The 11,902-nt window shown below is 59.6% G+C and carries 14 protein-coding genes and 1 tRNA gene; 6 read left to right on the top strand and 9 right to left on the bottom strand.

The window, feature by feature from the left end:
- From N5D48_RS15760 to N5D48_RS15745, 4 genes are all read right to left on the bottom strand, one after another.
- Positions 1-748 (bottom strand): SDR family oxidoreductase (locus tag N5D48_RS15760; RefSeq protein ID WP_279885857.1); only part of this gene is annotated, 748 nt, incomplete at its 3' end.
- A gap of 27 nt (positions 749-775) precedes the next feature.
- Positions 776-1,843 carry a phosphotransferase family protein gene (locus N5D48_RS15755; RefSeq protein WP_279885856.1) on the bottom strand — a complete coding sequence of 356 codons (1,068 nt, stop codon included), beginning with the start codon at positions 1,841-1,843 and terminating at the stop codon, positions 776-778.
- A gap of 198 nt (positions 1,844-2,041) precedes the next feature.
- Positions 2,042-2,359 carry an SCP2 sterol-binding domain-containing protein gene (locus N5D48_RS15750; RefSeq protein ID WP_028692453.1) on the bottom strand — a complete coding sequence of 106 codons (318 nt, stop codon included), beginning with the start codon at positions 2,357-2,359 and terminating at the stop codon, positions 2,042-2,044.
- A gap of 54 nt (positions 2,360-2,413) precedes the next feature.
- Positions 2,414-3,127, bottom strand: coding sequence for a histidine phosphatase family protein (locus N5D48_RS15745; RefSeq protein WP_279885853.1), 714 nt, complete (start codon positions 3,125-3,127; stop codon positions 2,414-2,416).
- Between the two features lie 198 nt (positions 3,128-3,325).
- Between N5D48_RS15745 and sohB the strand changes: the two genes are divergently transcribed.
- Both sohB and N5D48_RS15735 read left to right on the top strand, forming a co-directional pair.
- Positions 3,326-4,342 (top strand): protease SohB, encoded by a 1,017-nt coding sequence (sohB, locus tag N5D48_RS15740; protein WP_279885859.1) that lies wholly within the window; start codon positions 3,326-3,328, stop codon positions 4,340-4,342.
- Between the two features lie 144 nt (positions 4,343-4,486).
- Positions 4,487-4,560 (top strand) — tRNA-Cys (locus tag N5D48_RS15735).
- A gap of 367 nt (positions 4,561-4,927) precedes the next feature.
- Here N5D48_RS15735 and N5D48_RS15730 read toward each other — a convergent pair.
- The 3 genes from N5D48_RS15730 to N5D48_RS15720 all read right to left on the bottom strand — a co-directional run bounded on the left by N5D48_RS15730 (position 4,928) and on the right by N5D48_RS15720 (position 7,381).
- A complete protein-coding gene (locus tag N5D48_RS15730; RefSeq protein ID WP_279885851.1) occupies positions 4,928-5,197 on the bottom strand; it encodes a hypothetical protein in 270 nt (89 codons plus the stop codon).
- Between the two features lie 128 nt (positions 5,198-5,325).
- Positions 5,326-5,886 carry a hypothetical protein gene (locus N5D48_RS15725; protein ID WP_279885849.1) on the bottom strand — a complete coding sequence of 187 codons (561 nt, stop codon included), beginning with the start codon at positions 5,884-5,886 and terminating at the stop codon, positions 5,326-5,328.
- 421 nt (positions 5,887-6,307) lie between these two features.
- A complete protein-coding gene (locus N5D48_RS15720) occupies positions 6,308-7,381 on the bottom strand; it encodes an IS630 family transposase (RefSeq protein WP_279885847.1) in 1,074 nt (357 codons plus the stop codon).
- A 1,110-nt stretch (positions 7,382-8,491) separates the two neighbouring features.
- Here N5D48_RS15720 and N5D48_RS15710 point away from each other — a divergent pair.
- Positions 8,492-9,022 (top strand): glyoxalase superfamily protein, encoded by a 531-nt coding sequence (locus N5D48_RS15710; RefSeq protein WP_279885843.1) that lies wholly within the window; start codon positions 8,492-8,494, stop codon positions 9,020-9,022.
- Positions 9,023-9,156: 134 nt separating this feature from the next.
- Here N5D48_RS15710 and N5D48_RS15705 read toward each other — a convergent pair whose 3' ends face one another.
- On the bottom strand, positions 9,157-9,363 hold the full coding sequence (locus N5D48_RS15705) for a DUF6434 domain-containing protein (protein WP_279885841.1): 207 nt from the start codon (positions 9,361-9,363) through the stop codon (positions 9,157-9,159).
- Between the two features lie 152 nt (positions 9,364-9,515).
- Here N5D48_RS15705 and N5D48_RS15700 point away from each other — a divergent pair, with 152 nt between their 5' ends.
- Complete coding sequence (locus N5D48_RS15700; RefSeq protein WP_279885839.1) at positions 9,516-9,848, top strand: hypothetical protein; 333 nt, start codon at positions 9,516-9,518, stop codon at positions 9,846-9,848.
- Between the two features lie 41 nt (positions 9,849-9,889).
- The gene (locus N5D48_RS15695) at positions 9,890-10,306 is read left to right on the top strand and encodes a hypothetical protein (RefSeq protein WP_279885837.1); all 417 of its coding nucleotides are present in this window, start codon (positions 9,890-9,892) and stop codon (positions 10,304-10,306) included.
- Positions 10,307-10,314: 8 nt separating this feature from the next.
- Here the strand turns inward: N5D48_RS15695 and N5D48_RS15690 are convergent, their stop codons facing one another.
- Positions 10,315-11,232, bottom strand: coding sequence for an AraC family transcriptional regulator (locus tag N5D48_RS15690; RefSeq protein WP_279885836.1), 918 nt, complete (start codon positions 11,230-11,232; stop codon positions 10,315-10,317).
- Between the two features lie 103 nt (positions 11,233-11,335).
- Between N5D48_RS15690 and N5D48_RS15685 the strand changes: the two genes are divergently transcribed.
- Entirely contained in the window at positions 11,336-11,896 is a 561-nt protein-coding gene (locus N5D48_RS15685; RefSeq protein ID WP_279885834.1) for a carboxymuconolactone decarboxylase family protein, read from the top strand.
- The last annotated feature ends 6 nt before the right edge of the window (positions 11,897-11,902 follow it).

The raw sequence follows: 11,902 nt of genomic DNA, 5'->3' as shown, positions 1-11,902 counted from the left end.
CGACATTGAGCGCGGTGCCGGTGGTATAGCTGGAGGCATCGCTGGCCAGGTACAGCACCGCGCCGGCCATCTCGCTCGGGTCGGCCACGCGCTTGAGCGGGATCTGCTGCAGCGCGGCATTGCGGATGCTGTCGTTCTTCACCAGCGCCGAGGCGAACTTGGTGTCGGTCAGCCCTGGCAGCAGGGCATTGCAGCGGATGCCGAACTGCGCGCACTCCTTGGCGAAGACCTTGGTCATGTTGATCACCGCCGCCTTGGTCACCGAGTAGATGCCCTGGAACAGCCCAGGCGATACGCCATTGATCGAGGCCACGTTGATGATGCTGCCGCCACCGTGCTCGCGCATCAGCTTGCCGGCTTCCACCGACATGAAGAAGTAGCCGCGGATGTTGACGTCGACGGTCTTCTGGAAGGCGCCCAGGTCGGTGTCCAGCACGTTGCAGAACTGCGGGTTGGTGGCGGCGTTGTTGACCAGGATGTCGAGGCGGCCGAACTGCTCGCGAATGCTGGCGAACACCTGCTGGATCTGTTCCATCTCGCCGATGTGGCAGGCTATCGCGGTGGCCTTGCCGCCGGCGGCGATGATTGCCTCGGCGACCTGCTGGCAGCCGTCGAGCTTGCGGCTGGAGACGATCACATGGGCGCCCTGCTGGGCCAGCAGGTGGGCGATGGCCTCGCCGATGCCACGGCTGGCACCGGAAACGAAGGCGATCTTGCCGTCGAGGTCGAACAGCTGGGTCTTGGACATGCGCGTATTCCTTGTTGTCTGCCGGGGTTACAAGCTGGATTTGCCGATCAGTTGCAAGCTCATCTGCTCCAGCAGCCGGTTCATGTGGATGAACTGGGCGAAGCGCTTGTCCTGAGTCTGCCCGTGGAAGAAGCGGTAGTAGATCTGTTGGACGATGCCGGCCAGACGGAACAGGCCGTAGCAGTAATAGAAGTCGAAGTTGTCGATGCGGATGCCGGCGCGCTCGGCGTAGTAGTCGACGAACTGCTGGCGGCTGAGCATGCCCGGGGCGTTGCTCGGCTGGCGGCGCATCAGTTGTACCGGCGCCGGATCGCCGGCCTCGATCCAGTAGGCCAGGCTGTTGCCCAGGTCCATCAATGGGTCACCGATGGTGGCCATCTCCCAGTCCAGCACGCCGATGATGCGCATGGGGTTGGCGCTGTCCAGGATGACATTGTCGAAACGGTAGTCGTTATGGATGATGCCCGGGCGCGGGTGGTCGGCGGGCATCTTTTCGCGCAGCCAGGCGATCACCTGCTCCCAGCGCGGCGCATCGGGTGTCAGGGCTTTTTCGTAACGGCTGGCCCAGCCTTCGATCTGGCGCTGCACATAGCCTTCGGGCTTGCCCAGGTCGGCCAGGCCGCAGGCCTGGTAGTCCACCTGGTGCAGCTCTACCAGGCGATCGATGAAACTCTTGCACAGGGCTTCGGTGCGGCCGGCATCCAGGTCCAGTTCGGCGGGGATGTCCGAACGCAGGATGATGCCGTTGACCCGTTCCATCACATAGAACTCGCCGCCGATCAGCGACTCGTCGGTGCAGTGCGCGTAGGCTTTGGGGCAATAGGGGAAGCCGGCGTTGAGCTGGTTGAGGATGCGAAACTCACGGCCCATGTCGTGCGCCGACTTGGCCTTGTGGCCGAACGGCGGGCGGCGCAGGACGAATTCCCGGTCCGGGTAGCTGACCAGGTAAGTCAGGTTGGAGGCGCCGCCGGGGAACTGGCTGATGCTCGGCGTGCCTTGCAGGCCGGGAATGTGATCCTTGAGATACGGATCGATGACGGCCGCGTCGAGTTCTTCGCCGGGGCGTACCTGGGTGGACTGGTCGGTGAGCGTCATGCGATTTCCTTATGATCTGGAGCAAGGATTATTGGCTAATCTAATTTCCTGTCGAAGCTGGTACAAGCGTGCCAGGCGTTTATAGGCCCGGGTGTTGCCGGACGATCAATGGCCCTGATGGGCGCGCAGCTGGAGTGGGCAAAAAAAAACCGAAGCGCGTGAGGCTTCGGTTTTTTCATTGGCGATTCGCCGCGCCGATCAGGACGGGAACAGCTCGCTGAGCTTCATCGACAGCATCATGTCGCCTTCGACGCGCAGCTTGCCGCCCATGAAGGCCTGCATGCCATCGGTCTCACCGCTGACGATACCCTTGAGGGTTTCGCTGTCCATCACCAGGGTGCAGTTGGCGTCGGCGTTCTCGCCTTCCTGGATCTCGCAGGTGCCATCCTTGACCAGCAGGGCGTAGTGCTTGTCTTCGTCGGTGATGTTGAAGCCGAACACCAGGTCCAGGCCGGCGGCGGCGGACGGGTTGAATTTTGCCTTCATCGCCTCGACGGCTTTAGCTACATCGCTCATGGTGTATTCCTTGTTAAGTGATTTTCGCGTCCGCAAGGACACAATAGACCGGGCTCATCGGTAGGTGACGAGCTCCGGCAACCGCAACAGCCGCACATGGGCTTGGCTGTTGAAGGAAGCCAGGGTGACGTCGCGGCCTCGGAACTTCAGGTGGCTGAGCGACGTGTTGATGATCTGCCAGTTCAGGGTGAAGGCCTGAGCCGGCGTGATTCCGCTTACCAGGTGGAGCAGGGCGGCGATGGTGCCGCCGGAGGTGAACAGGGCGATGTTGTCGCCGCTGGCGGCGCTGTCGAGCAGGCGCCGCAGGCCATCGCCGACCCGACCGGTGAAGGCCTGCCAGGTTTCCAGGTGTTCGTCGTGGGCATGCTCGCCGTCGTGCCAGCGCTGCACCATCAGGGCGAACAGGCGCTGGAACTCGCCGCGGTTCTGGGCGCCGTTGCGCAGCACCTGCAAGGCCTCGGGTTCCTCGGGCAGCAGGGCGGGGAGCAGGGCGCGGATCACCCCGTCGGCGTCGAACTCATTGAAGGCCGCATCGGTCTCTATGGTCGGGACGGCTTCGCCATGGGCCTGCAGCACGTCGAGGGCCAGGCGGGCGGTGTCCTGCTGGCGACGCAGGGTGCCGGCCACGCAACGGTCCAGGTGCAGGCCCAGCTGGGCCAGGTGCTCGCCCAGTGCCTGACTCTGCCGCTCGCCCACCGGGGAGAGCACGTCGTAGTCGGCGGCACCGAAGGAAGCTTGGCCATGTCGGATCAGGTAGAGGTTGCCCACAAGGAAGTCCGGCCCGGTTGGAGGTTGCTGCGAGGTTAGGTTGCCCCAGGCAGGCTGTCAACGAAAAAACATACAAGCGTTTGAAAAGGTCGTTTGAACTGTGTTGCCAGCGTTTTCCCTGGCTGGCAGAGCCCCAGGCGCACCGGTATGCTTGCAGCATTTCGCGCCGATCGGGCGCTGGTCTATCAAGGAGTCAACGTGGAGTTTCTTGCCGAATACGCAAGCTTTCTCGCCAAAACCGCAACGTTGGTGATCGCCATCCTCGTCGTGATGTCGGCCATCGCCGGCCTGCGTGGCAAGGGGCGACGCAAGCCGGGCGGGCAATTGCAGGTCATCCGTCTCAACGAGTTCTACAAGGAACTGCGCGAGCGCCTGGAATCGGGTCTGCTCGACAAGGCCCAGCTCAAGACCCTGCGCAAGCAGCAGGCGAAGGCGGACAAACAGCAGAAGAAAAAGCTCGAAGACAAGCGCCGGGTATTCGTGCTCGATTTCGATGGCGACATCAAGGCCTCGGCGACCGAGAGCCTGCGCAACGAAATCACCGCGCTGCTGACCCTGGCCACCCCGCGCGATGAAGTGGTCCTGCGTCTGGAGAGCGGCGGTGGGCTGGTGCACAGCTATGGCCTGGCGGCTTCGCAGTTGGCGCGTATCCGCGAGGCGGGCATCCCGCTGACCATCTGCATCGACAAGGTCGCCGCCAGCGGCGGCTACATGATGGCCTGCATCGGCGAGAAGATCGTCAGCGCGCCGTTCGCCGTGCTCGGTTCGATTGGCGTGGTCGCGCAGATGCCCAACGTCAACCGCCTGTTGAAAAAGCACGACATCGATTTCGAAGTGCTCACCGCCGGTGAATACAAGCGCACCCTGACCGTGTTCGGCGAGAACACCGAGAAGGGGCGGGAGAAGTTCCAGGAGGACCTGGACATCACCCACAAGCTGTTCAAGGATTTCGTGGCCCGCTACCGCCCACAGCTGCACATCGACGAAGTGGCCACCGGCGAAGTCTGGCTGGGCATTGCCGCGTTGAACCGCCAACTGGTGGACGAACTGGGGACCAGCGACGAATACCTGAGCCGCAGCGCCCGCGAGGCCAATGTGTTCCATCTGCGCTTCGCCGAGCGCAAGAGCTTGCAGGAGCGCATCGGCATGGCGGCCAGTGGCGCGGTGGAGAACACCCTGGTCGGGCTGTGGAGCAAACTTGGGCGTCTGCGCTAACACCTTGAACCCCTTGAAGATTTTTTTCTTCAAGGGGGTTGCAAGGTCCATCGAATGCCGACATAATGGCGTCCATCGAAACGCAGATGGCTTGAAAAAGTTAAATGCTTTCAAGGAGATAGCGAAAGCTGACTCCGACTTTGAGGCCGAGTAGCAAAGTGGTTATGCTCCGGATTGCAAATCCGTCTACGCCGGTTCGATTCCGACCTCGGCCTCCACTATTCGAAACCCCGCAGATCTAGGTCTGCGGGGTTTTTCTTTGCGCGCAAGAAATGGCAAGAGTTCCGAAACCATAGGCATGGAGTTCCGAAGCGTCTCACCGCTTACGTGCCGCTGAATGCGCAAACTCTTCTCCGTCTTGCACTGACCAACCTGGGTCGGCGTTATCGTTGATTAGGGGGAATATGCTTCGCCGTTTACCAGACAAGGAGAGTGGTAATAGGGTTGCGGGAAAGGCATAAGGCATTTCTGGAGTGGCTCACGCCGAAGCGAAGGCGGCGAGCAGGAGCAGCGCTGATCTGTATCTGGGTGATAGGCCTGGTCGTTATTCCCAGTAGGTACAGGGGTTGCTAGTCGCGCCTGACTTCATGTGGTTCCTGAGCGCTTGGACGCCAGAGCTGCACGACAAGCATTGAGGAGTTGGCGGGCATCGCCGAGCATGTACTTCACGTTATCCCAGTCGTACAGACCGTCGCTGAGGGCGCCCCACTGTTTGAGCGGCAACGTCTCCCCTGTCTCGCCGTTCTTCATCTGCCATGTGGAGTGGTAGTTGCGGATGCGCTTCTTCGGGGCGCTCGCGGATGACGTCGATTTAGTGTAAGCGTGGGTCCAAGTCTCCATATGTAATGAGCTCACGCTGAGCACCTCCCTAAGTGTTCTTCAAGGGCTCTTGGGCCTCTGGCATACCCGCCGATACCTAACCGCAGCAGGCAGTGCAGGGCGGGCAGCGGCCGCTTACCGAAATAAACTTACTTATAGTCCGACTACCTAATTCTTTGTCCAGCTTCTTGCATCATGATTTTGTTTTGTTGCTCGAACAGAAGAGGGTGCAGCGCCTCCGCTTCTTTCATCAGGCGCTGGACATTGATTCGACCGCCAATAAGTCTGCCTTCATCTGTGACGATCACGGAAGATGCGTCAATTTTGGCTGTGGTGCTGCCACTGTTCACATCTATCACTACTTCATTTTTATCGCGATCCCATCCATCCCCATTTAGGTATTTGAGGAAGTGTTCTCGTATGTCGCGTACGAGCTTGCTTTGATCTGCTGCAAGGATGAATGACTCCGTGAGCTCAGGCTCCAACAGATTGCGTTTATGAGCTTCATGTAGCCACTCGACTGACTTGTGGACGGTTGTAACAAAGAGATGGTCTTCGACGTAGGTGAAGTCAGGATTCAACTGCCTATTCCTCGCCCATTCAGAGAAGCGGCCACTGTCTTGGGGTGGGGTGCTGCTTTCTTGCAGGCGGAGCACACGAATTCCTTGGTGGACTACAGCGGCAGTCCAGTTCCTTGCGGTTGCTAAAACAAACCAGTCACTCATGGCCAATCCTCATCAGCGGAAGATTACAGCTAATAGCTGGGCTCGCGGTGATTGTCCAGTTGGACTTCATTCTGACTTCACTAGCAATAGCACTCCGACCCGTAGCAGCAGGTATGCCGCTGATCGGTAACTGCCGTTGTTGGCTTCAATTTATGGGGTCTGTGGTTTTATACAGTGTCGATGCGGTCATGCTATTTAGAGTTCTTCGCAGACGAGAGCGAGCGCTGCAATTCCGGTGCAGAATTTTAGGCTTTGTACGAAAAGTGCCTGTGCGACGATCATGCTGCGTTGAAAACAGGCTCGGAATGCTCATTTACAAGCAGTAAACTCCGCTTCCTCGCCTGTTTTCGCCTTGCCTGATCGCCGCTCGGCGACTTTTCGTACAAACTCTAGTGTGGTGTTTCAGAAGTACCGCAGAAAATCATTTGCCCAGCGCTCGCGCCGCGCGAGCGACTGAGGCAAGGATGTCCTCGGCCTTCTTGTGCCACCGAAATGGCTTCGGGTTTTGGTTGTAGGTTTCCAGGTAGTGCTCAATCGACGCCTCCAGATCCTTAACGCTGACATGTGCCTGGCGCTTGATCCACTTCTCGCTCAGCGTTGAGAAAAACCGCTCAACCAGATTCAGCCAGGATGCCGAGGTCGGCGTGAAGTGAATGTTGTAGCGCGGTCGCGCCGCAAGCCACGCCCTGACCTTGTCGGTCTTGTGAGTCGCGTAATTGTCCATGATCGGATGAATTGGCATATCGGCAGGCACTGACACATCGATCTCTCTCAGAAAAGCGAGAAACTTCGTGCTGCGGTGTTGGCGTTTGAGCCTGCCGATTACCTCGCCGGTTGCCACATCCAGGGCAGCAAATAACGAGGTCGTTCCATGCCGTTTGTAGTCATGTGTGCGGGTTGCAGGGGTACCTGGGGAAAGTGGTAAGCCTGGCTGTGTGCGGTTCAACGCTTGAATCTGGCTCTTCTCATCAACGCAAAGCACCAGAGCACGTTCAGGTGGGTTCAAGTAGAGCCCTACGATGTCGTGCACCTTGTCGACAAACAATGGATCAGTGGAAAGCTTGAAGGTCTTTTCCAAGTGCGGCTTGATCCCGAACGCGTGCCAAATACGCATCACGCTCGCAGGTGATAGGCCCGTCTCACGACTCATCCGTCGCGTGATCCAGTGACTGGAATCGTCGGGCTTGCTTTGCAGCACTTGGTTTACCACCTGCTGAACTTGCTCATCGGAAATGGTACGTGGTCGGCCAGAGCGCGGTTCATCGTTCAGTCCCAGCAGCCCCAACTTAGAGAAACGCTGGCGCCACCGCGATACCACGTCCTTACTCGTGCCCAAGCGCTGAGCGATGTCATTTCCTGACTCGCCTGCGGCACAGGCGAGGATTATCTCAGCCCGTAGGCATGCATCCTGAGCACCTTTGCGGAGCTTGACCCGACGCAGTAGCTCCGCATGTTCAGTTTCAGAAAGGGTAATGACAGTTGCTGGTCGGCTCATGTCGATACGCATCTCTTGCAGAGTGGGTTTCTACAGAGCCTAGCCCAAATTTTCAGCGGTACTTCTGAAACACCACACTAGTAAAACGCAACCGTTCTTGGCTGACGTCCATATTAATGGGTGCCCATGCGAAGCACTTGGTTGGTCCACCATTTGGACTTGGATTTTCAATTCTGTCGTGGGTGTCGACATTATCCCGCGCCTGCTCGATGCTTGGATTGTGCGACGTGAGCCCCATCGCAAGCTCTTTACCGATCGACTCGGCAGCGGGCCCTGCTGACGGCGCCGCAAGTGATATGCTTCGCCGTTTACCAGACAGGGAGCGCGGTAGTGGGCAAAAGATTGGAACAGGTTCGAGAGTGGCTCACGCCACGTAGACGTTTCTGGGCTGGGGCGGTCCTGTTCGCAGTGACCATCCTGGTTCCAGTTGTCAGCCCAGGTACGACTGCGAGTTGGCTGATCGGGCCGGCTGCCGTTCTTATCATGGGTGGCATCATGCCTGAATCGACCCGAAAGCAGTGACGCGTCGGCGCGCCGGGCCGGGTGTGATTCGGTGAAGCGCATGCTTCAGGGTGGCTGAGCGGCGCCTGTCGTGGTTGCGCCGCTCAATGCGGATCTGCGACGCGTAAGGGGTCAACTGGTTCGCAGTCTAGGAAGGGTTTCGCAGGGGAAATCCGTTTCTCGGTTCTTCTTTTCGCATGCCGCTTCTGCCTCCTTCCTGGTTGCATAGGTTGGCTGAAGTCGTTGTTTCTCTTGGTTGTCGTAGATGTCGAAGCCACCTGAATAAGTCGGTGTCCAGTAGCGCATGCCAAGGCGCTGTCGATCTTGTTCATGGGGGACCGCTGGAACGATAACGAACCTCGAGAGCATTTTTTACGCCTCCCTGCCTAAAACTTTAGTAGTAGTCGTTGGCGGGTCTGGCGGCAAGATCCTTCTGTCAGCTTCCGGCTGCTCGGCAGACTGTGTAACATCGGCGAAGGCTTATGCTGCCTGCCGCTCGCACCGACAAGGAAAGGTGAAAGCATATTTGCTCCAGACCATTTCGCATCTCTCTTGATAGTCGAGGTTTGGCAACGCGAGCACCCGGATGCTTCGACTCCAGGAGGAATGATGTCGACACTCGAGAACGCCAAGCGGATGGCCAAGAGCCTGCGCACCTCGCTTGAGGCGCGTAATCACGAGATATCCCATTCGACGGCGCTTGAAATGGTGGCCCAGCAGCTGGGCTACAAGGATTGGAACACGGCTTCGGCAATGCTTGCCGGTGAACCGAGCAGCCCCGCCATCAGGCTGGAAAAAGCCATTCCGATATTGCGAATGTTCGATGAGGTGAAGGCAAGAGAGTTCTATCTCGGCTTTCTTGGCTTCAGCGTCGAATTCGAGCACCGTTTCGAAGCAGATCTTCCCTTGTACCTGGGGCTCAGTCGAGACGGCCTGCAGATCCATCTTTCCGAGCATCATGGTGACGCGAGCCCAGGCACCACCATTTTTGTCCCCATGCAGAACATCGAGCTGTTTCGGGACGAGCTGATCGCCAAGCGCTACGGTTTTGGACGGCCGGACATCGTGGAGCAGGACTGGGGGCGGTTACTGGAGGTATACGATCCCTTCGGTAATCGCATCCGATTCTGCCAGGGCTGATTCTTCATGAGCTGTTCGCAAGGCTGACGTCACTTTGTCGGGCGTTACCGAACGCCTGCCTGATCCGTCGAGGTTGGGCAGGCGTGCCTTCATGAATTTCAGCGATCGCCCAGGCGCAGGCTAAATAGCTGCGGTCATGTACGCGTACGCAGCCATTCATCTGCGATGTCGCCCATGGTGGAGGGTGCGCCGCTCTTGATCCAGGCCATGAAGGCGCGGTCGAACTTGAACGCGCCACCGCACTCGCCGACGAGGAACCGACGGACCGCCTGGGTGTTCCGGTAGTTCTTGTCCAGAGGGGTAGAGCGGGTGATCGGTTCTGCGTGCCAGTCAAAGTGCATTTCCATTTCCCTGGAGGGTGACATGCGCCACGAGCCTAGCATTGTCGCGCGTCAGATTCGAGGCGCGCTCGCAGGCGAGAGTTGTCGCAGGGGCAGCCTTGTGAGTAGAGTTGCCGAACCTTCGCCAGTCACTGAAAGACCGAACGCAGCCCATGGCTCACCTGGATCACCTCGCCAACTATGTCAGCGCCATCCTGGGGCTGTGCTCGAAGCGCTCCGCGCATCTTGAACGCTCGAATCAGGAAACCTGGATTGACCAAGACGTCACCGTCATCGCCGAGGAAAACACCTATGCCTTCGATGACGGTACGCTGATCAGGCGGTTGGCCGAGCAGGACAACTTCCCCAGCGATGGGGTTTGTGCTGAGAGCTGGATAAGTTACGAAGTCATTCGCCAGCCACGCGATACCATGGTCAGCCCCACCCACATCAGTTTTACCAATCCGTGCAGAGAGGCCTACTGGCTGCGGTATTTTTCCGCGTAGCCGCTGCCTGGACATCCAAACCAAGGGCAAGGAGATTGCTGATGCTGGCGAAGTTGTTGGTAACGGTTGGCATCGTTTTCTACGCGGTGGTCGTGCCGATTCTCGAGATCAACGAGACCCATGTATTCAACCCAGGGTGGGATGCGCATGCCAGGCTTCACGAGACATGGCAGCTGTTTACCAATACCGCGCTTGGCGCATTCAGTGTCTGGCTTGTCTGGGGCCGGAACGACCTGCCGCTTGCCAGTCTTCTGACGGTGTTCGTCACTGGTGGGTTTCTGCTGGCCTATTGGCTGCGCGATGGCTACGGTGGTTCGATGGTGCTCTCCGATGGCTCCGAGAAGATGATTCTGGGGCTGAACCTGGGCCTTGTCGCCTACACGCTGGCCATCTTGCTTGCCGGGCTCGCCGTGACCCTCGATCAACGTGGTCGAAAGCGCTCGCAGGGCTCTGCATGACCTCGCGATCAACCCTGGCGCCCCTCATGCTGCTTGCGATAAGCCCCCGGTTGCACCCCCACCGCCTTGGCGAATGCCCGGGTGAACGCCGCCACTGACTGGTAGCCTGCCTGCGCCCCGACCTGCTCGACGGTGTTCCCCGCCCGAAGCAGCTGGCACGCATGGCGCATGCGCAGCGCCAGCAGCACCTGCCCGGGCGACTGCCCGGCCAGTTCGTTGAAGCGCTTGAAGAACGCCGACCGCGACAGCCCGGTACACGCGGCCATGCTCTGCAGCGTCCACGCTTGCCCCGGTTGCTCGATCAACCGCTCGAGCAACACGGCGAACGCCGGCTGGCGGGCGAGGGCGACCAGGCCGCCGAGCGACTGGCCAGCATGTACCTGCTGGCGCAGCACATACAGAAACAGCAGATGGGTGAGGCGTTCGAGCACGGTTTCGGAAGGTTGCGGCGCCCGCCGGCATTCCTCCAGGATCAGCTCGAACAGCGCCCGCGCCGCGCTGCCGGTCGGGTCGTCGGCGCGCAGCAGAATCCAGTCGGCCAGCCCTTCGACGATCAGCGACGACAGGCCCGAATGGAAATGGAAGAAGCCGCAGACCAGCCCCACGCCATCGGCCGCTTCGCTATCGAGTGCCTGCATGCTCCGGCGCGGCTGGGCGCAGGCCGTGGCCGGGTCCTGGTCGCTGGACAGCCGATAGGCCAGGTCGCGCAGCAGGAACACCGCATCGCCACTGTCCAGCCGCACAGGCTCGGGCTGGCCGTCGATGTGCAGCCAGCAATGGCCCTGTACCACCAGGTGGAAACTGGCCCGGCCCATGCCTTGGGTGCTGGCGTGCCAGCCGCCGCAGTAGCGGCCGACATGGAACAGGCTGGCGTCGAGCTCCAGGCTCTCTAATAACCAATCGACAAGATGGCTGGATGAAATCATCTAATGCAAAGACTCTGGAGCAAGGAAAGGCGACTGATGAATATGGATGCTACTTCTTATAACCAACAGACTGTAGCGACCTACATCAAAGGAGACCACTCCAATGTCCGCGCGCATCACTCTACACAGCCTGCAGACCGCTCCGGAAGCCGCACGTCCGTTCCTGGAGAACGCGCAGAAGAACTCCGGCTTCATTCCCAACCTGCTGGGCATCCTTGCCAACGCCCCGGCCGCGCTGGAAACCTACGTCACCGTTTCGGCCCTCAACGGCAAGTCCGAGCTGACCCTGGCCGAGCGCGAAGTGGTGCAGTTGATCGCGGCTACCCAGCACGGCTGTGATTTCTGTGTCGCCGGCCACACCGCCGTGGCACTGAACAAGGCCAAGCTGCCCCAGGAAGTGGTCGACGCCCTGCGTGCCCGTGGTGAGTTGCCCGACGCCCGCTACGAGACCCTCGCCGAGTTCGCCCGCGAAGTCATCGCCACCCGTGGCAATGTCAGCGACGCTACCTACCAGGCCTTCCGCGACGCAGGCTTCAGCGAGGGCAATGCCCTGGAAGTGATTCTCGGCGTGAGCCTCGCAACCTTGTGCAACTTTGCTAATGTGTTCGCCCAGACGCCGCTCAACGACGAGCTTGGCAAGTACCGCTGGCAGCCTTCGGCGTAATCGACG

Source organism: Pseudomonas sp. GD03858, assembly GCF_029840925.1.
GTDB lineage: Bacteria > Pseudomonadota > Gammaproteobacteria > Pseudomonadales > Pseudomonadaceae > Aquipseudomonas.
The sequence above is the reverse complement of the archived record's forward strand: the minus strand, read 5'-3'. Positions and strand labels throughout refer to the sequence as shown.

Excerpts from the sequence above, each read along its gene's own strand:
- N5D48_RS15725 (WP_279885849.1), bottom strand. The coding sequence starts at position 5,886 with ATGAGTGACTGGTTTGTTTTAGCAACCGCAAGGAACTGGACTGCCGCT.
- N5D48_RS15690 (WP_279885836.1), bottom strand. The coding sequence starts at position 11,232 with ATGATTTCATCCAGCCATCTTGTCGATTGGTTATTAGAGAGCCTGGAG.
- N5D48_RS15720 (WP_279885847.1), bottom strand. The coding sequence starts at position 7,381 with ATGAGCCGACCAGCAACTGTCATTACCCTTTCTGAAACTGAACATGCG.
- N5D48_RS15705 (WP_279885841.1), bottom strand. The coding sequence starts at position 9,363 with ATGCACTTTGACTGGCACGCAGAACCGATCACCCGCTCTACCCCTCTG.
- N5D48_RS15710 (WP_279885843.1), top strand. The coding sequence starts at position 8,492 with ATGTCGACACTCGAGAACGCCAAGCGGATGGCCAAGAGCCTGCGCACC.
- N5D48_RS15685 (WP_279885834.1), top strand. The coding sequence starts at position 11,336 with ATGTCCGCGCGCATCACTCTACACAGCCTGCAGACCGCTCCGGAAGCC.
- N5D48_RS15695 (WP_279885837.1), top strand. The coding sequence starts at position 9,890 with ATGCTGGCGAAGTTGTTGGTAACGGTTGGCATCGTTTTCTACGCGGTG.
- N5D48_RS15750 (WP_028692453.1), bottom strand. The coding sequence starts at position 2,359 with ATGAGCGATGTAGCTAAAGCCGTCGAGGCGATGAAGGCAAAATTCAAC.
- N5D48_RS15755 (WP_279885856.1), bottom strand. The coding sequence starts at position 1,843 with ATGACGCTCACCGACCAGTCCACCCAGGTACGCCCCGGCGAAGAACTC.
- N5D48_RS15700 (WP_279885839.1), top strand. The coding sequence starts at position 9,516 with ATGGCTCACCTGGATCACCTCGCCAACTATGTCAGCGCCATCCTGGGG.